The organism is Clostridium sp. CM027 (assembly GCF_024730565.1).
GTDB lineage: Bacteria > Bacillota > Clostridia > Clostridiales > Clostridiaceae > Clostridium_AD > Clostridium_AD estertheticum_B.
Window position 1 is genome coordinate 1720272 of sequence record NZ_CP077725.1, and the last position, 25736, is coordinate 1746007.

The 25736-nt window shown below is 31.5% G+C and carries 23 protein-coding genes and 1 tRNA gene; 10 read left to right on the forward strand and 14 right to left on the reverse strand.

What is annotated here, in order from left to right; all coding sequences use genetic code 11:
* Positions 1-133 precede the first annotated feature (133 nt).
* Both KTC92_RS08195 and zwf read right to left on the reverse strand, forming a co-directional pair.
* Positions 134-760, reverse strand: coding sequence for a cyclase family protein (locus tag KTC92_RS08195; RefSeq protein ID WP_216303137.1), 627 nt, complete (start codon positions 758-760; stop codon positions 134-136).
* 11 nt (positions 761-771) lie between these two features.
* Positions 772-2277, reverse strand: a complete 1506-nt coding sequence (zwf, locus tag KTC92_RS08200; RefSeq protein WP_216303138.1) for a glucose-6-phosphate dehydrogenase — start codon at positions 2275-2277, stop codon at positions 772-774.
* A gap of 156 nt (positions 2278-2433) precedes the next feature.
* Between zwf and KTC92_RS08205 the strand changes: the two genes are divergently transcribed.
* Together KTC92_RS08205 and KTC92_RS08210 are read left to right on the forward strand one after the other, a co-directional pair.
* A complete protein-coding gene (locus KTC92_RS08205; protein WP_220286522.1) occupies positions 2434-2700 on the forward strand; it encodes a hypothetical protein in 267 nt (88 codons plus the stop codon).
* 81 nt (positions 2701-2781) lie between these two features.
* Positions 2782-4149, forward strand: a complete 1368-nt coding sequence (locus KTC92_RS08210) for a hypothetical protein (protein ID WP_220286523.1) — start codon at positions 2782-2784, stop codon at positions 4147-4149.
* Positions 4150-4314: 165 nt separating this feature from the next.
* Here the strand turns inward: KTC92_RS08210 and KTC92_RS08215 are convergent, their stop codons facing one another.
* The 3 genes from KTC92_RS08215 to KTC92_RS08225 all read right to left on the reverse strand — a co-directional run bounded on the left by KTC92_RS08215 (position 4315) and on the right by KTC92_RS08225 (position 6719).
* On the reverse strand, positions 4315-4773 hold the full coding sequence (locus KTC92_RS08215; protein WP_165413093.1) for a hypothetical protein: 459 nt from the start codon (positions 4771-4773) through the stop codon (positions 4315-4317).
* Between the two features lie 143 nt (positions 4774-4916).
* Positions 4917-5879, reverse strand: a complete 963-nt coding sequence (locus tag KTC92_RS08220; protein WP_216303141.1) for an aromatic acid exporter family protein — start codon at positions 5877-5879, stop codon at positions 4917-4919.
* 150 nt (positions 5880-6029) lie between these two features.
* A complete protein-coding gene (locus KTC92_RS08225; RefSeq protein WP_165413091.1) occupies positions 6030-6719 on the reverse strand; it encodes a transcriptional regulator in 690 nt (229 codons plus the stop codon).
* A 433-nt stretch (positions 6720-7152) separates the two neighbouring features.
* On the opposite strand from KTC92_RS08225, the gene KTC92_RS08230 reads away from it, so the two are divergent.
* The gene (locus tag KTC92_RS08230) at positions 7153-8538 is read left to right on the forward strand and encodes a tryptophanase (protein ID WP_216303142.1); all 1386 of its coding nucleotides are present in this window, start codon (positions 7153-7155) and stop codon (positions 8536-8538) included.
* Positions 8539-8587: 49 nt separating this feature from the next.
* Here KTC92_RS08230 and KTC92_RS08235 read toward each other — a convergent pair whose 3' ends face one another.
* On the reverse strand, positions 8588-9505 hold the full coding sequence (locus tag KTC92_RS08235; protein WP_216303143.1) for an LD-carboxypeptidase: 918 nt from the start codon (positions 9503-9505) through the stop codon (positions 8588-8590).
* Positions 9506-9543: 38 nt separating this feature from the next.
* Positions 9544-10407: a YitT family protein gene (locus KTC92_RS08240; protein ID WP_216303144.1), complete on the reverse strand. Its 864-nt coding sequence runs from the start codon at positions 10405-10407 to the stop codon at positions 9544-9546.
* Between the two features lie 326 nt (positions 10408-10733).
* Between KTC92_RS08240 and KTC92_RS08245 the strand changes: the two genes are divergently transcribed.
* From KTC92_RS08245 to KTC92_RS08260, 4 genes are all read left to right on the forward strand, one after another.
* Positions 10734-11672 carry an iron-hydroxamate ABC transporter substrate-binding protein gene (locus tag KTC92_RS08245; RefSeq protein ID WP_220286524.1) on the forward strand — a complete coding sequence of 313 codons (939 nt, stop codon included), beginning with the start codon at positions 10734-10736 and terminating at the stop codon, positions 11670-11672.
* A gap of 106 nt (positions 11673-11778) precedes the next feature.
* Positions 11779-12810 carry an iron ABC transporter permease gene (locus KTC92_RS08250; protein WP_258280747.1) on the forward strand — a complete coding sequence of 344 codons (1032 nt, stop codon included), beginning with the start codon at positions 11779-11781 and terminating at the stop codon, positions 12808-12810.
* Positions 12810-13826, forward strand: coding sequence for an iron ABC transporter permease (locus KTC92_RS08255; protein WP_216303146.1), 1017 nt, complete (start codon positions 12810-12812; stop codon positions 13824-13826). Before KTC92_RS08250 ends, KTC92_RS08255 begins: the two co-directional genes overlap by 1 nt.
* A 15-nt stretch (positions 13827-13841) precedes the next feature.
* Complete coding sequence (locus KTC92_RS08260) at positions 13842-14624, forward strand: ABC transporter ATP-binding protein (RefSeq protein WP_220286525.1); 783 nt, start codon at positions 13842-13844, stop codon at positions 14622-14624.
* A 127-nt stretch (positions 14625-14751) separates the two neighbouring features.
* Here KTC92_RS08260 and KTC92_RS08265 read toward each other — a convergent pair whose 3' ends face one another.
* From KTC92_RS08265 to KTC92_RS08290, 6 genes are all read right to left on the reverse strand, one after another.
* Entirely contained in the window at positions 14752-15891 is a 1140-nt protein-coding gene (locus KTC92_RS08265) for an MFS transporter (RefSeq protein WP_220286526.1), read from the reverse strand.
* Positions 15892-16140: 249 nt separating this feature from the next.
* A complete protein-coding gene (locus KTC92_RS08270; RefSeq protein WP_258280748.1) occupies positions 16141-16335 on the reverse strand; it encodes a hypothetical protein in 195 nt (64 codons plus the stop codon).
* Between the two features lie 84 nt (positions 16336-16419).
* Positions 16420-17739 carry a hypothetical protein gene (locus tag KTC92_RS08275; protein WP_220286527.1) on the reverse strand — a complete coding sequence of 440 codons (1320 nt, stop codon included), beginning with the start codon at positions 17737-17739 and terminating at the stop codon, positions 16420-16422.
* An 86-nt stretch (positions 17740-17825) separates the two neighbouring features.
* Positions 17826-19289, reverse strand: coding sequence for a cell wall metabolism sensor histidine kinase WalK (locus KTC92_RS08280; RefSeq protein WP_258876419.1), 1464 nt, complete (start codon positions 19287-19289; stop codon positions 17826-17828).
* On the reverse strand, positions 19264-19965 hold the full coding sequence (locus KTC92_RS08285; protein WP_220286529.1) for a response regulator transcription factor: 702 nt from the start codon (positions 19963-19965) through the stop codon (positions 19264-19266). Before KTC92_RS08285 ends, KTC92_RS08280 begins: the two co-directional genes overlap by 26 nt.
* Before the next feature lie 469 nt (positions 19966-20434).
* Positions 20435-20526, reverse strand: a tRNA-Ser gene (locus KTC92_RS08290).
* Positions 20527-20732: 206 nt separating this feature from the next.
* Here KTC92_RS08290 and KTC92_RS08295 point away from each other — a divergent pair.
* The 3 genes from KTC92_RS08295 to KTC92_RS08305 all read left to right on the forward strand — a co-directional run bounded on the left by KTC92_RS08295 (position 20733) and on the right by KTC92_RS08305 (position 23750).
* Positions 20733-21776 (forward strand): iron ABC transporter permease, encoded by a 1044-nt coding sequence (locus tag KTC92_RS08295; protein ID WP_220286542.1) that lies wholly within the window; start codon positions 20733-20735, stop codon positions 21774-21776.
* An 85-nt stretch (positions 21777-21861) separates the two neighbouring features.
* Positions 21862-22644, forward strand: a complete 783-nt coding sequence (locus tag KTC92_RS08300; protein WP_220286530.1) for an ABC transporter ATP-binding protein — start codon at positions 21862-21864, stop codon at positions 22642-22644.
* 89 nt (positions 22645-22733) lie between these two features.
* Positions 22734-23750, forward strand: coding sequence for an ABC transporter substrate-binding protein (locus KTC92_RS08305; protein ID WP_253198188.1), 1017 nt, complete (start codon positions 22734-22736; stop codon positions 23748-23750).
* A gap of 175 nt (positions 23751-23925) precedes the next feature.
* Here KTC92_RS08305 and KTC92_RS08310 read toward each other — a convergent pair whose 3' ends face one another.
* Entirely contained in the window at positions 23926-25722 is a 1797-nt protein-coding gene (locus KTC92_RS08310) for an aldehyde ferredoxin oxidoreductase family protein (RefSeq protein ID WP_220286531.1), read from the reverse strand.
* Positions 25723-25736 lie beyond the last annotated feature (14 nt).

Below are 25736 nucleotides of genomic sequence, written 5' to 3' on the forward strand. Positions count from 1 at the left end.
ATTCACCCCATTAATTTGCAAGCGTTTACTTACAATTTTTAAATTACTTGTTTAATTATACCATAAATAAGTTGGGATTATTAAAACAAAAACTGTAATTTTATATAATTTTTAAGTTTTGAACTATAAGTACTTATATTAAGTCTTTTATTAAAACTATCCTAGCAGGAGCACCATCTGCTCCCTTAATTTTAAGTGGCATAGCACACATGAAGTATTCATCTTCTTTTATTTCTTTTAGTCTAACACCTTCTATTATAGTTATTCCCTTGCTAAAAAGAATTTTATGGGTTTCATGTTCTGGCTGAGACCTTTCTATTCCAAGTGAATCTATTGCTACTCCAATTATTTCTCTTTCTGCTAGATACTCTGCTCCACTTTTTTCAAGAAAAACAAAATCAAATTCAAATTCATCTGTGAATGAGTTGCGAGTTTTAAGCAATAAGAATTCACCTGGCCTAATGTTTTTATCCATAAGATCTTCTTTTGTTATTCCATTTACTATTTTTGTTAAATCCAAAACTCTACACTTTGTAATCAATTTATTTAAATCAATAGCATCAATAGTAGCACCCATATCATCTACATGATACGGTGCATCAATATGAGTTCCTGTATGTAAGTTCATACATATACTAGATTCATTAATGCTATCCTTTGGGATTTTCCTTTCAAATTTAATCACTGGTCTTTTTCCCTCTATATTCTTGTATACTCCCATACTTTTTTTTATAGTCATAGATATATCATATATAATCATGTTACGCCTCCTTAATTTTGTGCTGTATTCCACCACTGTCCGCCATCCCGCTCAACTAAATGCATTGCTTCCTCTGGGCCTGAGGTCCCTGCTGAGTAATTAGGATAATTAGGTATATTATTTTCAAATCCTTTTTCAATGCTTTCAATAAATTTCCACGAGTATTCAAGTTCATCCCATCTAGTAAACAAAGATGAGTTATTTCTAATTGCTTCAAGCAATAGCCTCTCATAAGCCTCGGGTGAATCATTTAAATACTTACAGCTTTGACAATAATCTAATTCAACTTTTTCCATTTTAAATTCACTACCTGGCTTTTTAGCATTTATCTGAAAGAAAAAGCCCTCTTCTGGCTGAATTTTTAAGACTAAAAGATTATGACTAATCTGATTAAACTCCTTATAATAATTAATTCCAGGAAGTTTTTTAAACTGAATAACTATCTCTGTGCTTTTAGTATCCATTCTTTTTCCTGCTCTTATATATATGGGTACTCCTCCCCACCGGAAATTGTCAATATAAGTCTTAAGGGCTATAAAAGTATCTGTGTTTGACACTTTTGATACCCTATCTTCGTCTCTATACGCCACCTCTTTTATACCATTGACAAAGCCAGAGCCATATTGACCCCGAACAATATTTTCCGTGCAAGTCTCAGCGGTAAAAGGTCTGAGTGATCGTAATACCTTGACCTTTTCATCTCTTATAGATTCTGGTTGAAAGTCTACTGGAGGTTCCATCGCAATCATAGTCAATATTTGTAACAAATGATTTTGAAGCATATCTTTTAAAATACCAGCATTTTCATAATATCCGCCTCTGTTCTCTACGCCTAAAAGTTCATAGGACGTAATTTGAATATTATCAATATAATTTGCATTCCATAGTGGTTCAAATAATGAGTTACCAAATCTTATTGCTAATATGTTTTGGATCATTTCTTTTCCCAGATAGTGATCTATTCTAAATATATCCTCTTCAGGTATAAGCTTTGATATATTATCATTTAAAATCCTAGCCGTTTTCAAACTTGATCCAAAAGGCTTTTCGATCATTATCCTCTGCCAGCCAGTGTCTTTGCAAACCATAGCATTATTCTTTAAATTTCTAATTATCCCTTCAAAAAACTCTGGTGCAACTGCTAAATAATATAATCTTTTACCTCCAGTTAAATATTTAGTCTCCATTATTTCCAAAAATGAATCTAAATCCTTGTACGCTTCATTATCTGAAGTAAAATCAAAATTCTTATAAAAAATTTTCTTACTAAATTTATCCCATAGTTCTTCATTTAAAGAAAACCTAGAGAATTTTTTCACTGATTCATACATTTCTTCTCTATATTGCTGATTTGTTTTTTCCCGTCTTCCTATAGACACAATTGTAAAATTTTCAGGTAATTTCTCCTCGTACATCAAACTAAAAATAGCTGGAATAAGTTTTCTTTTTGTCAAATCACCAGTTCCACCAAAAATTATAAATATACTAGAAAGTTCTTCATCCATACTTTTCTCCATTAAAAGTGCTCCTTCCTGCAATTCTTTTCATACGCACTATTTCTTATTTTTTTGTTCTGATCATAGCATATTAATTAATAACTACATCTACGGGTTTACTTAAATGAAATAGCTATCATATTACAATTTCAATTAATAATAATATACCACAAACTCATGAAATGCGTAAAAGTATATTTGCAAGTACTTTTGTTGAATTTCTATATATTGTATTTTTCGGAAGATGCTCAGGGCTTTTGTAATCTATTAAAAGAAGTGGATGTAGCCGAAGTAAATCTATTACCCTTCCATCAATTTGGACAAAATAAATATTCCTTATTAAATAAGGAATGCAAGTTTGCAGATGTTGCGCAACTACATGAAGAAGATTTAAACTCATATAAAGAGATATTTATTCAAAACGGCCTAAATTGTATAATATAATTTAGGCTATTTTTATTCCAGTTTGTTTCATAGAAATCAGGGAATGCTATCTATAAAAAGATAGATTGGTGGTATGAAATCATGATAAATATAAAAGTAAAGGTGGAAAGCCTAACAATTACAATGTTATTGCTAGCTGCTATTGGCATTACAAGCGGCTGTCCATCAAAAATCAGTAAAAGCGAAAAGAGCATAGGAACATTTAAATTACAAAATACTGCAATAAAAAAAACTCCAGACATTAAAAGTATGAACGCTGTGGTAATACGGAAAAATGAATTACTTTTAGTCTCGTTAAATGATAAAAATGATAATATCACATTAGATAGTGGAGGTACCTTTTCTCACCCACTCATATCTCCTGATAAAAGTCTGGTTTCATACATGAAGGATAGTGTTTTATATATTACAACGGATAAACTAGAACATATAAAAGTAGTCGATAATGCGTCACAGTTATCATTTGCATGGCAAGATAAAAATACTTTACTATACTCTCCTACCACTGGCGGCTTATATGTTTATGATGTTGTAAATAAAATCAGTAAACCTTACCTTCAAAATGAGTTTAATTACCAAAATATTACCTTAGATAGTAAAGGAAGAATATATGCAGAGCAGTACCTATACTATAAAAAAAATGGATCTGATTATAGAAATGATTATGGAATATTATTTTTTGATCCAATAGCAAAAACACAAAAAATAGTTATAAAATCAATCCCAAGTAAAATAGATACAGTTGACGATTTAGGAATGTATCCTATAATAATCGGTATATCAAATGATGATAAGTATCTGTATATATGGAAACATCCACATGCAGGCTCTCTTGCAGCAGATGGAGTTGATTTGGCAGTGTACGATATTTCACAAAATAAATTAATAGAATATACTAATCCAAATATAGTTTCACTAGGCTATAGTGATAATATATCCCCAAACCCTAAAAACAGTAACTCTTTAGCATTAATCTACGGTGGTGGTAGAGAGATGGGTAATAACAAAGATTTAGTTGTTTTAGATATCTTAACTGGCAAATTTCAGTCCTTATCCCCAAAGGGAGAAACAACCATGACACCTTATTACACAAATGATGGGAATACAATCCTATATGCTTCCTCTAAAGAACAAAAATATGTGCCTAGCGGCTTAACTCAATGGCTTTTAAACGGGCAACACCATATTTTCAGTATTGATACAACTACAAAACAAATAAAACAGCTTACAAATAACCAAAATTATTTCGATTTTTCACCAATATATATAAATAACAAAGACATCATATTCTTCCGTAGTGATAAATCTGAAAATGTGTCTATTTGGAAATATGCTAATGGCCAGGAAACTATGCTTGCAGATGGTTTTATATTTTATGATGATATGGATTATCCAGCCCAAAACTATTTTGGTCATTTTAACACCACTCAGTATACTGATATACGATAGCCAATTGAAGTTATCCCCTTTCTATGGATGATTTTTACGTAATATAAAATTTATTACTTTCATTTATGATAAATAAAGTTCAAAAAGGCTCTAGCAAAATTGCTAAAGCCCTTTATTTAATAGCGAGAAAAATATATATTAAAAATAAATAGACCTTTTGAATCTTTATAGATTAATTACTCCATTTAATGTTGGTTTGTTTTCATCTCTTGAATTTAGCTCTATTATATCTGGTAATTTCCAATTTCTTATTCCTCTATTAAATCTCCGTGGTAATAGATATCTAGCTGGCTTATACCCCTTTTTCCGGTGATTCATTATATCTTCCTCAAACATGTTTTTTACTTCGTTCATATGACAACTATTTATTTTAATTTGTTTAAACTTAAGTTCACTTACAATTTTCAAAAACCTATCTACTTCACTTTGAAAAACTTTAGCAAAAAAAGCATTTGCCTTATTGCCATCACAAATTAATATTGGATTTAATTGACTTTCATTTATAATAGCTTTCAATTTAAATACATCTTTTTTACTCTTCCCAATAAAATAACCATAATTAATATAATTAGGATCACTATCTTCAGGAAAAATCACATTATATAACAATTCTTCTTCTTTCATTTTAATCCTCACCTTTCTAATAAAATACTAGATTAATAAAACTAAAATTTTCAAAGCCTCTGATATATATATTCGTTGTAGTTATTATAGTAGTTAATTGTAAATAATATGTTATGAATTTGTTTAGACTTGACTACGTATTGTTAATTTTCAAAACATTCTTTAAATTCCTTCTTGATAATTAAAAAGTCCTCTAAATCATTTAAAAATAGAAATAATAATGCCCTATTTTCAAATTCATTTCTATTCTTTGGCAATGCCATAATTTCATAATCTTTCCTAAGTAAAGTGAGCTTATTAATAAGTTCGATACAATCATTATCTTCATGAATATTAGTTGCAACATCATTAGTAAATTCTGACAATATTATAGTTTGATCATAGGTTATATAAAATCTTGAAAAATGTCTTTTCATTCTTTTTATAGCCTCTAATTGTATTTTTCTCATATCTATATAACTTACATAATAATCATTACTCTTAAACAAATGATTATTATTTATTATTTGTACCATCAATTTAGTATTTTTAATTAGCTTTTCAACACTTGAAATTACTTCTTGCTCATAAATTGGTACAGCTTGTGAAATCAAACTTAATGCCATATCTGATAATATTAATCTATATTGTTCTTCTATCTTCTCTTTGTTCTTCTCAAAATCCTCTTCTAATGATGCTGTATATAAATTAAAAACCATTGCAACCCCAATACCTATTATAGTTAACTTTGCTTCATTTATAATCCAGAAAATATTAATATCTGTACTTATTAAAAGATGTGTTGATAATACTGCGCCAATAACCATACCCTCACTTGTTTTCAAAATATTAGTTATTGGTATAAATATAAGTAAAAATAGTCCAAATACAATAGGATTATTACCAAGTAAAATATATAGCATAAAAGATAAAAGTATAGCTACGGTGGATGCGATTATTCTCCTACCTGCAACTAATATAGATTCTTTCTTCGTATCTTGAATACTTAATATTGCAATTATACCCGAAGTTACTCCAAATTCTAATCCCATATAATTTGATATAATAATTGCTATTGTTGCAGACAAAGTTATCTTAACTGTTTTTGATTGTAAATATTTTATCATTTCACAACTTTCTCCTACTACCATAATTATATGGTATGTTCTTTATTTATAATTAACTTTTTTGCTTTTTATTTCAGTCAGGTTTCTTATTATGGTGCATCATATAACAAAAAACCTTTAAATTTCAAGGTTTTTTATTTGTTTTCTTTATCAAGTACAATCCATATTTCTATTGACTTTGCTGAGATAGCGATAGATACTAGGCTCTGAACAATAAAGTTGTTTTGCCACTTCACTTACAGCTCCCTTAAGCATAAAAACACCTTTTCGGTTTAATATATCAATGATATTTATCCGTTCATTCTTCGACAATCGATCAATAGGGATGTTATTGTCGTCTAATACCTTATTTAAAACAGTTTCTGTTACTTCAGCAATAGATCCCGAAAAGGTCTCAGTATTATCATTCAAAAGAGAATTAACAGATTCATATGTGCTATTTTGCTCAATTAATTTATCTGGGTGACAAAGCTTTAATATTTGGTCGCTTATATCTACATATTTTTTATCGTCGAAATTAATGCACAACATTCCCACAAGCTCATCGTTCTCGTCCTTAATAAACATGGTTGAAGATCTCAATATGCGTTGATCTTTAGAAACTCCATTATAGTTGAGTTTATAGTTGTTATTTTTATAACTCTTATCTGATATAATACTCAGTGCAAGATTAGTCATGGGAGCGCCAACTGTTCGTCCGCTAACATATCCATTCGCTATTGCAACTACGGAATTTGTATCATATCCAAAATCATGTAAAGCAACTTCATAATCTGGACCTAGGGACTTTCCTAAAAATTCTACAAGAATGCTATATTGTTTTAACATAATGTCATTCATTTTTCCACCTACTCTTATATATTTATTACACCACTTTATATGGAACTTCATAACTAGTGTATTTATTATAGAAATTTTAAAATCTAAATTTATAATATGCTATATAGATTATCACAATTATATAAAAGTTACAACGTAAACGTTATTTTTTAATAATTTATTATTAATAAAGTAATTACTTATCGACTACAAATTCATTTAAAGCTATAAAAAATCCTTAAATCAGGCAAATTAGTATAACAAATCCCATTTGCTAGTGATTGTTTCTATTTATTGTTAATAATTTTATTAAGACCATTGACTATATATTATTGCAGTGATAAAATCCTTCTATAGGGGGTTTAAAATATAAAAACCATTATATTACAGGGGGGCAATGATTTATTCATTCAACATAATTACATTTTAAATAAATAAAATGGAGGTTTTTATTATGAGCATAAAATATATACCAGAACCATTTAGAATTAAGATGGTAGAGACTCTTAAGATGCTTACACGTGAGGAAAGGAAACAAAAGATTGCTGAAGCAAAATACAATATGTTTAACCTTCGTGGTGAAGATGTTTATATTGACTTATTAACAGATAGTGGAACTAATGCAATGAGTCAAGAACAATGGGCTGGTATCATGAGAGGCGACGAAGCCTATGCCGGTTCATCAAGTTACTATAAACTTGTAGGAGCAGGTCAGGATATTTTTGGTTATAAATATATTCAGCCAGTTCATCAAGGTCGCGCAGCGGAGAAGGTTATGTTTGGATTATTAATGGAAAAAGGTAAATACTCTATCTCTAATACCTTCTTTGATACAACAAGAGCACACGTAGAAGCAACGGGTGCAAGAGCCATTGATTGTGTTGTTGCTGAGGCTAAAGATCCAGCTATAAGAGCACCTTTTAAAGGAAATATGGATGTTGAAAAATTAGAATCCTTAATTAAAGAGTACGGTGCTGATAAGATTGGTCTTGTTGTTATGACAGTTACAAATAATTCAGCAGGTGGCCAGCCAGTATCTGTACAAAACGTAAGAGAAACATCAAATGTTTGTAAAAAATACGGTATTAAATTATGTATCGATGCTGCACGTTATGCTGAAAACGCTTACTTAGTAAAATTAAGAGAAAAAGAGTTTGCAGATAAATCAATTAAAGAAATTGTAAAAGAAATGTTTAGTTATGCAGATATGTTTACAATGAGTGCTAAGAAAGATACAATTGTCAATATGGGTGGATTAATTGGCATTAAAGATGATGAAAAATTGTTCCAACTTTGTAAGGCACGTACAATTTTATTCGAAGGTTTTATTACTTATGGCGGTCTTTCAGGTCGTGATCTTGAGAGTTTAGCACTTGGTCTTTATGAAGGACTTGATGAAAATTACCTTAACTATCGTATTGGACAAATGGAGTATCTTGCAGCACGACTTGATGATGCAGGCGTTACGTACCAATCACCAGTAGGAGGCCATGGTGTATTTGTAGATGCAAAGGCGTTGTTACCTCAGATTCCATACTATGAATTCCCGGGGCAAGCCCTTGCGATTGAACTTTATATAGAAGCTGGAATTCGTACATGCGATATTGGATCTTATATGATGGGAAATGATCCTGATACAGGAAAACAAATAGAATCAGAATTTGAGTTTACACGTTTTGCAATTCCACGTCGTGTTTATACTCAATCCCATATCGATATTATGGCAGATGCCCTAATTGCAATTAAAAAAAGAGCAAGCGAAATAACAGGTTACCGAATTACATGGGAGCCAGCTGTTCTTAGACACTTCCAAGCAAGTCTCGAACCAGTTAAAAAATAAGATATTTTAAATAAAAGCTTGCATTTTTTTTAAGTTGCAAGCTTTTATATTACTCCACTACGCCTTCCATTACATGAATAACTCCAGCCTCAGCATCCATTTTCACCCTTGCCCCAATGGGAAGGGTTAGTTTTGGATAATCATGACCTGAGCAAAACCCTGAAAACATTGGGATACCTAACTTATATAATCTATCTTGAAAAACCTCTTCTAAAGTAAGGCTTCTTTGATAACTAGGTAAATCACAACCTTTAAATTGGCCTAGAATAATCCCCTTGCACTGTTGAAGTTTTTTAGCTAATAGGAGTTGTGTTAGCATCCTATCAACTCTATAAGGTTCTTCGCCAACCTCTTCCATAAAGAAGATTTTATCTTTCATATTAATTTCATAGGGAGTTCCAAGCAAGTTGCATAATAGCCCAAGATTACCACCTATAAGATTACCCTGAGCCTTACCTTTTGTAATACACTTAGTAGTAAATCCAGATGGGTTTTTAATAGTATAGGGCTTATACCCTTCCATAAATGTGAACATAAAACTTTTAAAAGTTTCAATATCTTCTAGATTAGAACTGCCCATTGGGCTATGAAATGTAGTTAGTTCACATTTCTCATAAAATGAATTTAGAAAAACTGTTATGTCACTAAAACCCGCAAATATCTTTGGATTTTTTTTTATTACATCAAAATCTAGATAAGGGAGTACTCTGCTTGAACCATATCCCCCTCTTATGCAGAGGATCATATCTACTGCTTGATTTTTGAACATTTCCATTATATCTGTTGCTCTGTCTTCATCCTTGCCAGCAAGATATCCCCACTTATCATATAGGTGTTTTCCTTCTATTATATTAAACCCTCTATTTTTTAGAAATGAAATTACCTTTTGTATTGCTTCAATATTTTCTGGGCTGGCAGGAGCAATGAGTCCAATAGTGTCTCCTAAACATAGTCTTTTTCCAAGCATTATTAACACTTCCTCTAATTAATTTGAGATAATATCTTTTATAAAATATTCGAATTAAATCCTCTACCATCTACTTCTGAAGCATCTATTATTGAAATTAAAGCATCCTCGTCTATTTTCTGCACTGAATATTTAAACTCTGGTAATTTTGATACATGTACTATGCAATAGATAACTTTTCTTTCTTTGCCTGTAAGTGCGTTGCCCTTTAGTATTGTAGCTCCACGGTGCTTAGAGTTTGTTATATACTCACAAACTTCCTCCTCTTTATCTGTAATTATAAGTAATACCTTTTTTCGTGATAAACCACGGATTATCTTATCTGTAACAAAAGCTGCTATATACATGCTCATTAACGTGTATAATGCAATAGTTATTCCATTTAATAGCATTCCTAAAAATACTATAACGCAATTTACAATAAAACCCAATTGACCTACATCAAAACTATCACATTTCTTTTTAATTAACATTACTATTATGTTCATACCACCCTCTGAACCGTGGTTTGAGTATGCAAGCCCTGCTCCTGCGCCCATTAATACCCCTCCATATACAGAAATTAGAAGCGCATCATGTACCGTAATAATACTGCTTAAACTTTTAGTCATTACTAAAAATAGAGATAGTGATACAGTCCCTATCATGCTGTATATAGTAAATCTTTTGTTTAATTTCCTATAACTTAATGCCAATAAAGGTATATTAGCTAGTAGTACAGTATATCCTGCTGGAACCTTCAAAGCATACTGTATTAAAATTGCCATACCTGACAGACCTCCACTGAATAGTTTTGCATTTACTAAAAACATATTTACACCTATAGCAGATAATAAACACCCCAGTATCACAAAAAATGCATTCTTTATATTTTGCTTGTTTAATATTGTATTAACTTTCATACTAGCCTCTCCATTTTTATTTATTTTAATTATCTTTACTCATAAACGTAAATAGTTCTTCTTTATACCAATATATAGTCAAATTATTTTTTTGTACCGTTTCTAGGCTAAAGATTTATTTAGCCTTAAACTTTGCCCCCAATTTTGTCTTTATTAAAATTGAAAAGAAATTGTTGACATATTTAGTAGTTCTGATATAATGAAAATTGTGATTCACTGATAATGATTGTCATTTGCAATTATCACTCATATAAATAATTTATGATTCCGGTTAATCATTGGGTCGTATACATATCTAATTCAACTTAAACAAGGAGAGATTTATTATGAAGAAAAAAAGATTATTAGGATTAATAACATTAACAGTAATTTCCATTATAGCTTTTACAGGTTGTTCAAAAACCGTTGAAGAAGTTAAAGAAAAGAGTGTAACCAAGGTGGTTAGTACAATAAAAGGTGATGTAACAGTCCCTACTACCCCTAAACGTATTGTAGATATATCTGGATCAAGTGAGGAATTATTAATTTTAAACCATATCCCCGTAGGTACTGCAAATGCTGATTCTTATAAAACTACGGAAATACCAAGTTATCTAAAAGATAAAATGAGTACCTCTGAGCTTGTAGGCTTTTCCATGATGGATACTATGGATATGGAAGCTATACTAAAATTAGATCCAGATTTAATTTTAATGAGCGAAAGGCAAACAAAAATATATGATCAGTTAAAAGCTATTGCACCTGTCGTAATGCTTAAAGACTATGCTAACGATTGGCGGACCCGATTAACTGATGTTTCCAAGCTATTTGGGCAAGAAAAAGATGCTCAAAAATGGCTAGCGGCTTACGATAAAAAAGCTATAAGTATAGGATCTGAGATAAAGAAAAAAAATGGCCCGCAAACTTACCTTACGATACTTGCAAGTTCAGGCAAATTTTATATTTTCAGTGATGCAGGTATAGGTTCAATACTATTGTCAGATATGAAATTAGCTCAACCGTCTAACATGCCAAATCAAGAAGGAATAAGTTTACCAGTAGTAACTATGGAAGGTTTATCATCCATTGACGCAGATCATATTGTGGTTATAGCAACTGATGCTGATAAAAAAGATTTAGAGAGTAGTACTGTTTGGAAAAGCATGAGAGCTGTAAAAAATGGAAATGTTACAACGCTTGATAGCAGCCCATATTTTGCACAAGGTTATTCTCCAATAGGAAGAGAATTATTACTTGATTTGATAAAGAAAGAATTTATGAAATAATATATATTATATTTCTAGGTGATAAATGATATATTCCCATATACCGTTATCACCCTTTTATCCTAATACATTTTAATCTAAGGCTAATGTGAGGTGTACCGTTTTAATGGAAAAATCGATAGTTACAGAACATAAGAAAAAAATGAATAGACTAATCATAAGCTCATTATTAATTGTAATTGGACTTATTATATTATTTTTTGGTATGGTATTGTCCGTATCCCTGGGTGCAAAACATATAGACTTATATACAGTATTTAATAGCATATTTTCAGATGGCGTTGATATAAACTCAAAGATCATCCGTGATATAAGACTTCCCAGGATGATTGCAGCTGCTTTGGTTGGGGCTTTTTTAGCAGTGTCTGGTGCTATAATGCAAGGAATAACAAGGAATCCAATAGCTGACCCCTCTATAATGGGTATCACTCAAGGTGCAACTTTTACCATAGCTATAGCCTTTGCGATGAGGGCTAATATAGGGACTTCAGGACTGATGTTTTTTGCTTTTATCGGAGCTAGTTTAAGTGGTGTATTCGTGTATATATTAAGTTCAAAATCTAGCAAAGGTGTTAGTCCCATTAAACTTATTTTAGCAGGAACCGCTCTGGGAACTCTTTTAATATCTCTCGCAACCGCTATTGCAATGTATACTAATTTATCTCAGCAACTAAGCTTTTGGGTTGGTGGTGGATTTGTTACTGCAAAATGGCAAGGGGTAAAATTATTAGCCTCCGTTGGTGCCTTTGGTGTCATTGCCGCAATAATCATTTCTCCTAAAATAACCATTTTAAGCCTAGGGGAAGATATTGCCATAGGACTTGGTCAAAAGACAAATATCATAAGATTTATTGGTATAGTCATCGTAATATTACTTAGCGGTAGTTCAGTGGCTGTAGCCGGAAATATTTCTTTTCTTGGACTTATTGTGCCACAAATTGTAAGAAGTTTAGTTGGACCAGATTATAGATTTATAATCCCATGTTCACTAATACTCGGTGCGGATTTGCTAGTTTATAGCGATATAGCAGCTAGGATGATAAATCAGCCTTATGAAACTCCTATTGGGGCGCTAACAGCATTACTAGGTGTACCCTTCTTCATATATATTGTCAGAAAGGAGGCCAATTCATTATAATGCAAAACCATAAAAGAAAGAAAAAGCTAATTTTGATTATAATCATATTATTCGTTCTACTCTTTTCAATATTTATAATTAGTTTTAATATTGGAACTTTTGCTATAGGTCCTCTAGATGTAATTAAAACTTTATTTGGACAGGGAAATAAAAAGCATGAACTGGTACTCTTCACTATGAGGCTTCCACGAATAATTATAGCTATACTTGTGGCAAGTGCCTTAGCTATAGCAGGAACCGTACTTCAAGGCATAACTAAAAATGATCTTGCTGACCCTGGCATATTAGGAATAAGTTCTGGTGCAGCCTTGGCTGTAGTTATTTATATATATTTTATGAATGGAGAAGTATATTCTGATATAAGCATGCTAACGGTGTTTACCATGCCTATCGTAGCTTTGCTTGGAGCAGGTTTTGCAGCTTTCCTTATTTATACTTTAGCTTGGAAAAAGGGTCTAAATCCTACTAGATTGATTTTGATGGGGATAGGTATTAATTCTGCTTTCAACGCTATATTGATCCTATTTCAATTTAGATTTACAACTCAAGATTTCAACAAAATAATGGTTTGGACCTCAGGAAGTATTTGGGGAACCAATTGGAGTTATGTTATTGCAACTCTGCCATTTGTATTTATTTTTACCGGACTTATAATTTATAAAGCAAGATATCTAGATGTTTTAAGTTTAGGCGACGAACTGTCAGTTGGACTCGGCGTAAATATAGAAAAAGAAAGAAGATCACTACTTATATATACCGTGGCATTAGCTGGTACGGCTACAGCGGTTGCCGGAACCATATCATTCTTAGGGCTAATTTCGCCACACATAGCAAGGCGGCTTGTTGGGCCAAAGCACAAATTATTAATACCAACTGCAGCACTAGTTAGTTCAATAATTTTATTGTTGTCTGATACCATAGCTAAAAATATTTTAGCTCCTATTGAAATGCCCGTTGGAATAGTCATTTCAATTATTGGAGTACCCTATTTCATCTATTTAATTATGAAGGAATAACTTAGGAGGTTACATATGAACAGCATAAAAACCGAAAATTTATCTATATCTTATGGAGATTTTGACATAGTAAAAAATTTAAATTTGAACATACCTAAAGGAAAAATCACAACTATTATAGGCTCTAATGGATGTGGTAAATCAACTATATTAAAGACTATTGCAAGAATATTGAAGCCTAAAAGTGGAGTCATATACATAAATGATAATGACATTCAAGATTTAAGTTCTAATTTCATATCTAAAGAAATGGCAGTTTTGCCACAAAGTCCTCAAGCACCAAATGGATTAACTGTTGGTGAGCTCGTAGCCTACGGAAGATTTCCTCATCAAAGTGGATTCGGTAAACTAACGAGTCAAGATAAAGAAAAAATAGATTGGTCACTGAAAATAATTGGCATGCAAGAATTTAAGGACAGACCTATAGAGACATTGTCAGGTGGCCAAAGGCAAAGAGTATGGATAGCTATGGCACTCGCCCAAGAAACTGAAATATTATTATTAGACGAACCTACTACCTATTTAGATTTAGCACATCAACTAGAAATTCTACAATTACTAGAAAGTTTGAATAAGACGCAAGGACAAACCATTGTTATGGTTATTCATGATCTAAATAATGCCGCAAGATTTGCAGATTATATGGTAGGAATTAAAGATGGTAACATAGTTTGCACTGGTAGTCCTAAAGAAATAATGACTAAAGATAACTTAAGGAAAATATTTAATATAGATGCTGTAGTCATTAATGAGCCCCTAAATAATAAACCAGTTTGTATTACATATAACTTAATATAAAGTTAGTAATATGCTTTCCTATGTTTGATGCAAAGTGCGATTTCATAGGCATGCATAATAATCCATTGGTATTACTGATATTGTTGCATTATTTTAGAGGCTACTATTATAACTTGTTTTTTTGTATTTATTTCTTTGATGTTTTTTTATAGAGAAGCAATAATATATATGCACAAACACACATAATCACACAAGTTATAAATGCTGAGGACGTTGAAATATCAGCCGTCTTTCCAATAATTACATTTGCTCCTGCAGCAGTTAAATCTCCAAACATAGCAAATACTGATAAAAGGGTCGCCCTGCTAGCAGTACTTATATTTCTATTTTCAATATCTAAAACTATAGGTGAAATTATAGCTGCACTTCCACATATAACAATTATTGAAAGTATAGTTAATGCAGCGCTAGATGTAAATATAAGTATTGTACAACATATAGTAATAATCATATATATAATTTGAATACTTCTATTGGAACCTAGCTTAATGCTTACTTTATAAGCTTTAATTGAACTCAATCGAACTATTTGCATAACAACTGCCAATACTCCAAAATATTTAATACTTATTCCACAACGCACATATTGTGATTGATTTAAAAATACACCTACTACTTGAACTACTTCATTTATTAAGGCAAAAGAAATTACCAATATAATAATGCTTTTGTTTTTAAAAGCTGTTAGTAAACTTTGCTTAAACTTAGGCTTTTCGATTTGCTGCACATTAACCTCTTTTATAAACAAAGTTAATACTGCTGCCACTGCATAAGGTATAATAGTCCAAAATGCAGTACTATCCATGGACTGTTTTACGAGTATTGAAAACATAATAGAGGCAATTAAATAACCACCAGTTGAAAATGCATTATATATTCCAAATACTTTTTCACTCTCCTCTTGCTTAACTGATGAATATATTAGAGCAATGTCACAACCTGAAATTCCGGCTAATGATACTGCTAATAACACTCGTTCTATGAGGAACATCCCAAAGAAAGTTGATTTATAAAAAACTATTTTTGATATAAAAAATATAAAATTTGAGATAACAAGTGTTTTCTTATACCCAAATTTATCTGCAAACCATCCCCATGGGATTTCAAAAATAATCATTAATATCCAGGATATAGACTCTATTAAAAACATATTAGACAAAGATAAGTTTCTATTTTGCCTTATCAATGTAGCTATAGGCCCATAAAAAACAAATCCCTGTAGAAACACAATAATATACATTATATAAACGTTAGCCTTTTTATTCACTTTTAATACACCTCCAAAGTTGCACAACAAAAAAACCTTGTTTTAAAAGTTAATTTTGAAATGTTTTATAACTTTATTGTGTATTAAATAGGTGAATACATTTGCCTCGCTCCTTAACAATCAATTATTCTTCTATTTAATTGATAGTATATATATAAGCATAAATTAATTTTACATTCTAAAATTCTACCATATTAAGTATATCCATCTCTTCCAATATTGTTACAACTGAAATAACTCCTTTGATTTTTACTTATCCCCTATGGATTCAACCTGTTCATTTATTTCATCATAAAGATACACATTATTATTCCTCTCAAATGCTATCTTTGTTAGTTTAGTGTTAATCACTGTTTTATTCTGACCTATATTTTTATAGGTATTATCGCTTTTATGTGAATAAGCTACCAGGATAAATATGCTTAAAGATAAACATATTGCCATAATGAGTAACTTTAAAATTTTTTTATTATTTTATGATGGATATTCATATTTTTGCTCCTCTTTTAAATTATATGTAACCACATTCTATTTATCCAAACTAACAATATACGTATTTATTTCACTATTACCTGAACGATAATTTCCATAAGTAAATGATAAAGCAGTACTTGTACTATCCCAACAAATATTTGAAATTGCTATACATACAGGTATCTTCTTTTTTACATACTTACCGTTTTTGTCTATATAGTGAAATGTACGATATTCAATTTTTGCATCTTTATCTTTTAAACTAGTACCATTAACTATTTCTTTTATAGCACCTGTCTTAGTATCTATAATTTTAATAGATGTATCAGGGTCAGGTGGAGTATGGCCATCATGATTAACTCCTTCTTCATAAGCAACTTTACTTCCATCAGGTGATACTACGTAGGTATTATTAATTTTACCTTTAGGCAGTTTTATATCTTGCAGTTGTTTACCAGTTTCATCCATAATAATAGCTCCAAAAGTTCTATTTACAAATACTCCATCAGGTGATTGTTCACCATTATTATTAAAATGATCAATTATAATTGTTTTGCTTTTTTTATCGGCCATGCCAGCGTATTGATTTGAAAAAATAGTTTTTGTTTCCTTAGTTTTAACATCCGCTGTACATAATTTAACTCCTTCTTTTCCACTTTTGCTTTGAGTGTAATAGAATTTACCTTCTACAGTGGTTCCTAAATCTTTAATATCATCAACACCAGATATCCGGGCATTATCAAATTTACCAGCATTGTAGCTGCCATTTGCATATACTTTTCCAGTTGTATCAATGATTGCCCATTTTTCAAAATAATTTGCTAAAATTTTATTCTTACTTATCCATATAAATTGTGCATCACTATTAAGTCTTTCTGTATTTACATTCGTGATTTCGCCTGTAGATAAATTTAATAATTTTACGTTTTTATGAAGAAGCTCTCCTGAATCAAGAGCTTTTTGCCATTCCGGACTTTCACATTTAGGAATGGTTCTTGCCTCTGAATAAAGAACATACTTTTTATCAGGAGACACACCCATAAATTCATCTATATTTACCTCTTTAAAGTCTTTAGAACTTTTTGTATTTAAATTATAGATACTGCAGTAGTTTATAGGCACCATAGAATCCGGGGTTTTAAACTCTCCCTTTTTAGTTAATGTTAAAACCTCATTGTCATTAATCCAAGCAGCACTTTCAATATTTTGATATTTGTCGATTTGATAACCCTTTTCATTTGTTTGAGCAGATGGTTTGTATGCCATTACCTTTATGTTTTGCATAGATGAATTATGATAGTTTATTGCATATGCGCTAATGCCACCTACAACTCCTACCATTAAAATTAGGGATAAAATCTTTTTTCTAACCATTGAATTTCCCTCCTTTTTTCTTTGTAATCTTATAGTAACAAAAACTTTTCACAAAATTATAAACAAATGTCACAATTTTGTAAATTCTATATAGAAAATTCAATAAAAAAGATAGTACCTTCATCTAACTTGGACTCTACATTTATAGTTCCCTGTTGCTTTTCAACTAACTTTTTCACCAAGGCTAGCCCTAGCCCAGCTCCCCCTGTTTCACGACTTCTATGACTTTCAACTCTATAAAATGGTTCAAAAATTTTAAACAAATCATCCTCACAAATGCCTATTCCTGTATCCGCAACTGTTATAGTTATTTTATTACCATTTTTATGACATTCAATATCTATACTTCCATTAAGCCTATTATATTTTATAGCATTATCAATTAAATTAATAATAATATGTCTCAAGTTTTCTTCATCTATTGTAACAATAATATTTTCAACATCACATTTAAATGTTAAGTTGTTTTTCTTTATTTTCCCCATAATTCGCGCGCAAATTTCATCAAATGTTTCTTTTAAATTCACTTCTTTTTTCCGTACTTCAAAGTCGTATTTTTCTAGAGCAGACAAATTTAAAACCTTATCTACCATAGTTGCCAAGCGATCACATTCTTTTGATATATTTGTGGTTCCATCATTAATTAAACTTACGTCATTTTCATACATTCCGATTAATTCTGCATATGCTTTTATAATAGTAATTGGGGTCTTAAATTCATGAGTTACATTACCTATAAATTCCTTTTGTTCCTTGTCCATTTTTTGTAATTTTTCTATCGCCATACTCAAAGAATCTCTCTCAACTTTAAGATCTTCAATATTTTTTTCTATAGTATTACTCATGAATACTATACCTTTGCTTAATTCCCCTAATTCATCATTACGATTGACTAGTTTTATTTCATGAAAATCACCTTTTTGAATATTTTCTACTGAATCTTTCATCATATATATATCTCTGGTAAGGTTGAAAAAGTAAATAATGCCAAGGATTACACCAAATATCAAAGCTAGAAAACCTGTTCCATAAAACATTTTTTTTGTATTATCATAAAATAAACTGCTTTCTTTAATTGAATATTCAAGTTCTAAAATTGCTACTATATCATTTTTATATTTAATTGGTGAATAAAAGTAAATTACATCATTGTTTTTTATAAATGATACTTTACCTTTAATAGCATACTCAATCATAAGATTTTTATCTTTATTTTCATTCACTTTACCATCTACCTTAAATCCAGAAAGAAGCTCTCCTTTTGTATCATATACACTGGCAGGTATAGTTCTAAGCCATGGCTTGTTAAATACGCTTCCTCTAGCAAGTTGAGCCTTATCACTAGTTCCATTATCACCTAAGTTAGAGCGTTCACTAAAATATTGCTCAAACATATCTTTTTGCTTAAACAAAGTCGCTTGATCTTGCTTATCTTGATAATTTTTTATTCCGTTAAGTACAAAAATACTTAAAAACGATATAACAACTAATAAAAGTGAGGCTGTAAAAGCTATAAGTTTGAATTTAATCCCTATTTTCAAATAATTCATCAACCCCTTTATATCCTACACCATGAACAGTTTGTATTAATTTTTCATAAGTTTTACCCAACTTTTTTCTTATTCTTTGAACATGTGTATCAACCGTTCTTGTGCCACCAATATATTCCATGTCCCACACTATATCCAAAAGCCGTTCCCTTGAGTAAACTACATTGGGATTTAATAGGAGCAAATATAACAAATCAAATTCCATTTGTGTAAAATCTATTTTTAGTTTTTTTACACTTACGGTTCTTTGGTTTTTATTAATTTTAAAATCTTTAATATTAATTAGATTATCATTACGCTTCTCATCTGTAGTTTTTTTGAACCTTCTTGCCAGAGCCTTTACCCTTGCAAGAACTTCTCTTAGATCAAAAGGTTTTGTTAAATAATCATCTGCTCCTAGTTCTAGTCCTACTAATTTATCTACAATATCATTTTTTGCTGTAAGCATAATAATGCCGATATTTTCACTTTCTAATTTTTTGCACACCTCATAACCATTTATTACAGGAATCATTAAATCCAGAATTATTATATGTGGGTTAAAGCTTTTTACTTTATCAAGGGCTTCTTGTCCATCATAAGCTCTTTCTATTGAATACCCCTCTCTTTTTAATGCATAAGTTAATACATCCAAAATGCTTTTTTCATCATCTACTACAAGTATTTTCTCGTTCAAATGTTACACCCCCATATTTTATAGTGAATAGCTGATTCACTATAGTACCTATTCTACATTTATCGACGAATTAAGTTATATTTTTCTCTTTAATAAAAACATTATATCAAATATTATAACTTTTATACAAATATGGAAATAAAGAGACTCAATGTTGGAATATAAAATAGCAAATAAAAATACTATAAATAGATTTATAACTTAAATCTATTTATAGTATTTTATTGTTTTCAAACTAAATTATCAAAGGTATTGTCATCTATTATTCACTTCTAAATTTTATATTTTGTAATTGAATTATACTTTACATAAATCAGTAACATTTTGTTATCCATTTTTATGTAATTCTAGTAGGGTCCTGTCTCCATAATCATAGCTAAAAACATTTTCTTACCGCTATGCTCCCTCACGTTCAAATCCCTATTATAATTGACGTAAAAGAACTCGCTTCTCAGCGAGTTCTTTATTTTGGCGGAGAAAGGGGGATTTGAACCCCCGGAACGGAATAACCCGTTCGCCTGTTTTCGAGGCAGGTACCATAGGCCACTCGGACATCTCTCCATGTATTAAATTGCTTTTTAATTATACCATATTTGAATTCTATTTAAAATACCTTTCTATCTTTAATTAAATATTTTCTGATAGTTCATGCTGGTAATTTAATAAAATATCCATTTGTGTTAATATAAAAGAGAAACTTAATAATTTTTACATTTATCAGGGAGGAAATATACTTGAATAATACGAAAAACATTGAAATAGCTGAAATGGACTATACTAAAAACGAAATTCAAAAGAGAACTGGACAAAATTTGATTGTTTTTATTCTAATTGTGTCGTTAATTGCAACATTTATTGTTTCATTCACAATAGGCAGGTTTCCTATTTCATTAAACCAATTAATAAAGACATTTTATCTAAGAATCACCGGAAGTGAAGCTTTATTAAAGGATACAACTCAATCAGTCCTGTTCGATGTAAGACTTCCTAGAATTATTGCTGCAATTCTGGTTGGCGCAGCACTTTCCGTATCAGGAGCAACATTCCAGGGCTTATTTAAAAACCCAATGGTATCAGCTGATATACTAGGTGCATCTGCGGGAGCTGGTTTTGGTGCAGCAGTTGCAATTTTACTTTCCTTAGGAACAGTATGGATTCAGCTTTTATCATTTGTTTTTGGATTTGCTGCAGTTGCATTAACTTATGCCATCAGCAAGGCTGTTGGTCGAGGTAGCAGTCAGATGTTGGTACTGATCCTGACGGGTATGGTTGTTCAAGCCTTATTTACCTCTTCTATTTCATTAACTAAATATGTAGCGGATCCTGACAGCAAACTACCCGCTATTACCTTCTGGCTTATGGGAGGACTATCTTCAATTACAATGAATGATATTAAAATCGTTCTTATCCCGATGCTTTTAGGGGTTATACCTTTAATGTTAATAAGATGGAAACTTAATGTACTTTCATTTGGTGATGAAGAAGCCAAATCACTTGGCATTGATACAACGAAAATGAGAGCTATTACAATAGTTTGTTCTACTCTACTTACTGCCAGTACAGTTTCTATCTGCGGAATGATAGGCTGGGTAGGGTTAGTCATCCCTCATTTGGCACGAATGATTGTAGGACCTAATTACAAAGTGCTGTTACCTGCTTCATTTTTGATTGGAGGCATTTTCATGTTAGCTGTCGACGATTTAGCAAGATGTTTATTTGCAGTGGAAATTCCTCTAGGGATTTTGACTGCTATGATTGGTGCACCATTCTTTATCTATCTGTTGCTAAATGGTAAGAAAGGTTGGCTATAAAGGCAAAAGTGTAATTATTAAATTAACTTTTTTGTTTTATAATTTATTTTTTCTTTAAATAAAAAAAGGAGGCGAAGTTCTGCATATGGAACTTGTTATTCGAAATGTTGCCTGTGGTTATGGCACTAAAAATGTTATTAATGATATATCTGTTAGTATAAAATCCGGAGAAATATTGTGTATCCTCGGTCCAAATGGAGTGGGAAAAACTACGTTATTTAAAACTATATTGGGATTTTTGAAGCTTCAAAGTGGAGAAATTTTATTGGATAATGAAAATATTAGAGATTGGTCAAGAAAACGTTTTGCAAAAGCAATCAGCTATGTCCCACAAGCTCATACTCCTCCTTTCCCATTTAGTGTATTTGATGTCGTATTAATGGGGCGAACTGCACATTTAGACTTATTTGCTTCTCCATCAAAAAAAGATAAAGAAATTACGGAACAGGCAATTGATACATTAAATATTTCATATTTGAAGAACCGTATATATACACAGATAAGCGGTGGCGAAAGGCAGATGGTCTTAATTGCCAGATCTCTGGCACAGCAGGCAAAAATAATGATAATGGACGAGCCTACCTCAAATTTAGATTTTGGAAATCAGATTAGAGTTTTAGAACAGATAAATAATCTTGCTAAAAAAGGTCTTGGGGTAATCATGACATCACATTTTCCTAACCATGCATTCCTTTGTTCTACTAAAGCGGCATTAATGCAAAAAAATAATAATTTTATTGTTGGAAATGTAGATGATGTTGTTACAGAGGAAAATCTCAAGTCTGCCTATGGCATAGATGTTAAAATTATTAGTTTAAAAAATAAAAATGGTGAAATTATTAAATCAGTAATACCACTTTTAAGTTAATTTTTTTAAAATAAAACATTAAAGGATGTGTTTTTATTAAAACGAAAAGAATTTTGCCATTAGCGATGGTACTTATGTTTATTTTTCTTATGATTGGATGTACTCAAAATACTGGTCCATCAACTGCAGTTCAAACACAAGTAGCAAAAAAAACGATTACTGACATGGCTAATAAAAAAGTTGAGATTCCTATTAAAATCGATAGAATTGCTGATTCTTGGCCAGCACATAATGAAGTTTTATGTATGTTGGGTCAAGGAAATAAAATCGTTTCTACAATACTTACTACAAAAGGAAGACCTTGGTTATATCAAATAAATCCACAGATGAATAAGGCAACAACTGCTTTTACTACAGCTGATGTCAATATTGAGGAAATGTTAAAGACGAAACCTGATATTGTTTTTTTAACTACTACTTCTAAATATGCAGATAAGGTAGCAAGCGTTGGTATACCCGCTGTACAGTTGACTTTTACGGATTTTAATGGATTAAAAAAATGTTTCCAAGTAACGGGAGATATTCTTGGCCCTGACGCCAGAAAAAAGGCTGATAAATTCAATTCCTATCTTGACAGTAAATTAAAAATTATTACAGATATCACATCTGCAATACCAACTGACAAGAAGCCAAAGGTTTTACATATCAACACCCTTTCACCTCTAACAGTAGATGGTAGTAATACAATTATCAATGCATGGATTGAAGCTGCAGGTGGAATTAATGTAGCATCAGAAATCAAAGGTAATATGAAAGAAGCTTCTATGGAACAAATTATAAAATGGAATCCGGATATTATAATATTGGGTGCTGATTCAAAAGATGCAAAAACTATAATGAACACTAATTCATGGAGAAATGTTTCAGCAGTTAAAAATGAAAAGGTAGTTCAAAATCCTGACGGCGCATACATGTGGGATCGTTATAGCGCTGAAGAAGCATTACAGATACAGTGGGCTGCAAAATTAATAAATCCTGATAAATTTTCAAAGTTAAATATTGTTTCAGAGACAATAAATTTCTATAAGACATTTCTAAATTATGACCTTTCCGAAGCTGAAGCAAAGCTTATAATCAGCGGTAAGCCTCCAGTTAAAGCGCAGTAAGGTTTCATGTATTAATTATGACTTTTATAATGCATATGACGCAATTACTGATAAGGGAATCAGTTAAATCAGAACTGATTCCCTTATCATTAGTTGCGTCATATCTAGCTTTTTTCATTGAAATACATATACCTTGTCAAATTGTCTATCGCGTCCATTTATAACTAAAATGTAACTATAGTCCCAATTCTTTTAATTTTTCTTCCGTTGGAATACCTTTTTCATTCCAGCCTCTTTCATTATAATATGATGGAAGAAGTTCAGATAATCTGTGCACATTCCCTTTTGAAGGTCCTTCTGGAATTGGCTCCTCTAGTAATCTTTTGGGTAGTGTATCCTGCGTCGCATCTATTCCAGCCTGTAAATTAAATTGTCTTTCAATGTTCCAAATTCTGTCTCCTGAATCAAGTATGGATTCTGCAGTGTGCTCTGTACCACATACTGCATTATACAAGTTAGCATAATCTTGAGCTCCCATAGCAAAAGACGTAAACAAACACAATCCAAGGGAATCTATAGATGCAGTTAAGTCTTGGAAAATCTTAACCCAAGTAGCTTTCCCTTCAAGTGAAAATCTATCCAATTTTTGTGGCAAGCCTAATATTTCTGGTGATATCATATATCCTCTAACATGGCATCCACCTCTGTTTGAAGTAGCAAATTGAAGCCCTTGCCCCATTATACCTCTTGGATCATAAGCAGGAATTTCAAGCTTTTTAACTGACATTGAAAACTCTGGTGCACCATAAGATGCGCATAGTCTGTATGAACCTTCAGACATTTTTGCTCCTAGTCCCTCAGCTTTACCTATTTTTATTGTCCAATCAACTACACCCTCTATGTTTCCAAATTCTAGAGGAGTCCCTCCAAGTTCTTCGTCTTTAATATATCCCTTTTCACGTAGTTCCATAGCCGCTGCAATAGTTGTACCTACAGAGATTGTATCCATACCATATTCATTACACCAGTAGTTCGCCTTGAAAGTTGTAACCATATCAGAAATACCACAATCTCCACTAAAAGCCCAAAGTGTTTCGTATTCAGGTCCGCCTACTTCTATACCCATATCCTCTATTTTTACATACCTGCCACAGGCAATGGGACATCTATAACAAGGGTTTTTACGAACAAGGTAATCCTTTGTCATTGCCTCTCCACTTACGTCATCAGCTTTTTCAAAGTAAGACTTTTGAAAATTATTGGTTGGATATATCCCATTTTCATTTAGTATATTTACAAGTACTGCAGTTCCGTATGTTGGGAGACCTGTGCCTGTAACCCCATTGGCTTTTATAGTCTTCAACCAAACTTTCGAAACCTCTTTTAGCGTCGTCGCATCTGCTACTTGTGGTTTTGAACTTCCTTTAACTACAATAGCTTTGAGATTTTTCGAACCCATAACAGCTCCGACACCAGAACGGGCCGCTGCTCTATCATAATCATTCATTATAGCAGCCATATTGGATAGTCCTTCTCCTGCCGGTCCAATGGTCATAACTCTTGATTTATCAGGCATTTCTTTCCTTAGAATATCTGTAGTTTCTGTAACAAGCTTTCCCCAAAGACTGCTAGCATCCTTTATTTCCACTTTATCATCTATTATAGTTAAGTAAACTGGTGCATCAGCCTTGTCCTCAAATATGATCATATCATAGCCTGTAGCTTTGAATTCAGCTCCCCAATAACCACCTGAATTTGAACAAGCAATTGTACCTGATTGTGGTGATTTTGTAACTACCATGTATCTTCCACCGGTTGGAACAGGCGTACCTGTTAATGGCCCTGTAATAATTATAAGTTTATTTTCAGGGCTTAATGGATCAACTCTCGGATCTACTTCATCCATAAATATTTTTGTTCCAAGCCCTCTACCACCAATAAATTTTTTAGCTTGCTTTAAATCAAGTACCTCAACTTTAATAGTCTTATCTTTTAAATTAATTCTTAATATTTTACCATTGTAACCGTACATTAAAATTCCCCCTT

What these genes read in the sequence shown, in the direction of transcription:
- KTC92_RS08195 (WP_216303137.1), bottom strand. Translation starts at nt 760, where the DNA reads ATGATTATATATGATATATCTATGACTATAAAAAAAAGTATGGGAGTA.
- zwf (WP_216303138.1), bottom strand. Translation starts at nt 2,277, where the DNA reads ATGGAGAAAAGTATGGATGAAGAACTTTCTAGTATATTTATAATTTTT.
- KTC92_RS08205 (WP_220286522.1), top strand. Translation starts at nt 2,434, where the DNA reads ATGAAATGCGTAAAAGTATATTTGCAAGTACTTTTGTTGAATTTCTAT.
- KTC92_RS08210 (WP_220286523.1), top strand. Translation starts at nt 2,782, where the DNA reads ATGATAAATATAAAAGTAAAGGTGGAAAGCCTAACAATTACAATGTTA.
- KTC92_RS08215 (WP_165413093.1), bottom strand. Translation starts at nt 4,773, where the DNA reads ATGAAAGAAGAAGAATTGTTATATAATGTGATTTTTCCTGAAGATAGT.
- KTC92_RS08220 (WP_216303141.1), bottom strand. Translation starts at nt 5,879, where the DNA reads ATGATAAAATATTTACAATCAAAAACAGTTAAGATAACTTTGTCTGCA.
- KTC92_RS08225 (WP_165413091.1), bottom strand. Translation starts at nt 6,719, where the DNA reads ATGAATGACATTATGTTAAAACAATATAGCATTCTTGTAGAATTTTTA.
- KTC92_RS08230 (WP_216303142.1), top strand. Translation starts at nt 7,153, where the DNA reads ATGAGCATAAAATATATACCAGAACCATTTAGAATTAAGATGGTAGAG.
- KTC92_RS08235 (WP_216303143.1), bottom strand. Translation starts at nt 9,505, where the DNA reads ATGCTTGGAAAAAGACTATGTTTAGGAGACACTATTGGACTCATTGCT.
- KTC92_RS08240 (WP_216303144.1), bottom strand. Translation starts at nt 10,407, where the DNA reads ATGAAAGTTAATACAATATTAAACAAGCAAAATATAAAGAATGCATTT.
- KTC92_RS08245 (WP_220286524.1), top strand. Translation starts at nt 10,734, where the DNA reads ATGAAGAAAAAAAGATTATTAGGATTAATAACATTAACAGTAATTTCC.
- KTC92_RS08250 (WP_258280747.1), top strand. Translation starts at nt 11,779, where the DNA reads ATGGAAAAATCGATAGTTACAGAACATAAGAAAAAAATGAATAGACTA.
- KTC92_RS08255 (WP_216303146.1), top strand. Translation starts at nt 12,810, where the DNA reads ATGCAAAACCATAAAAGAAAGAAAAAGCTAATTTTGATTATAATCATA.
- KTC92_RS08260 (WP_220286525.1), top strand. Translation starts at nt 13,842, where the DNA reads ATGAACAGCATAAAAACCGAAAATTTATCTATATCTTATGGAGATTTT.
- KTC92_RS08270 (WP_258280748.1), bottom strand. Translation starts at nt 16,335, where the DNA reads ATGGCAATATGTTTATCTTTAAGCATATTTATCCTGGTAGCTTATTCA.
- KTC92_RS08275 (WP_220286527.1), bottom strand. Translation starts at nt 17,739, where the DNA reads ATGGTTAGAAAAAAGATTTTATCCCTAATTTTAATGGTAGGAGTTGTA.
- KTC92_RS08280 (WP_258876419.1), bottom strand. Translation starts at nt 19,289, where the DNA reads ATGAATTATTTGAAAATAGGGATTAAATTCAAACTTATAGCTTTTACA.
- KTC92_RS08295 (WP_220286542.1), top strand. Translation starts at nt 20,733, where the DNA reads ATGGACTATACTAAAAACGAAATTCAAAAGAGAACTGGACAAAATTTG.
- KTC92_RS08300 (WP_220286530.1), top strand. Translation starts at nt 21,862, where the DNA reads ATGGAACTTGTTATTCGAAATGTTGCCTGTGGTTATGGCACTAAAAAT.
- KTC92_RS08305 (WP_253198188.1), top strand. Translation starts at nt 22,734, where the DNA reads ATGATTGGATGTACTCAAAATACTGGTCCATCAACTGCAGTTCAAACA.
- KTC92_RS08310 (WP_220286531.1), bottom strand. Translation starts at nt 25,722, where the DNA reads ATGTACGGTTACAATGGTAAAATATTAAGAATTAATTTAAAAGATAAG.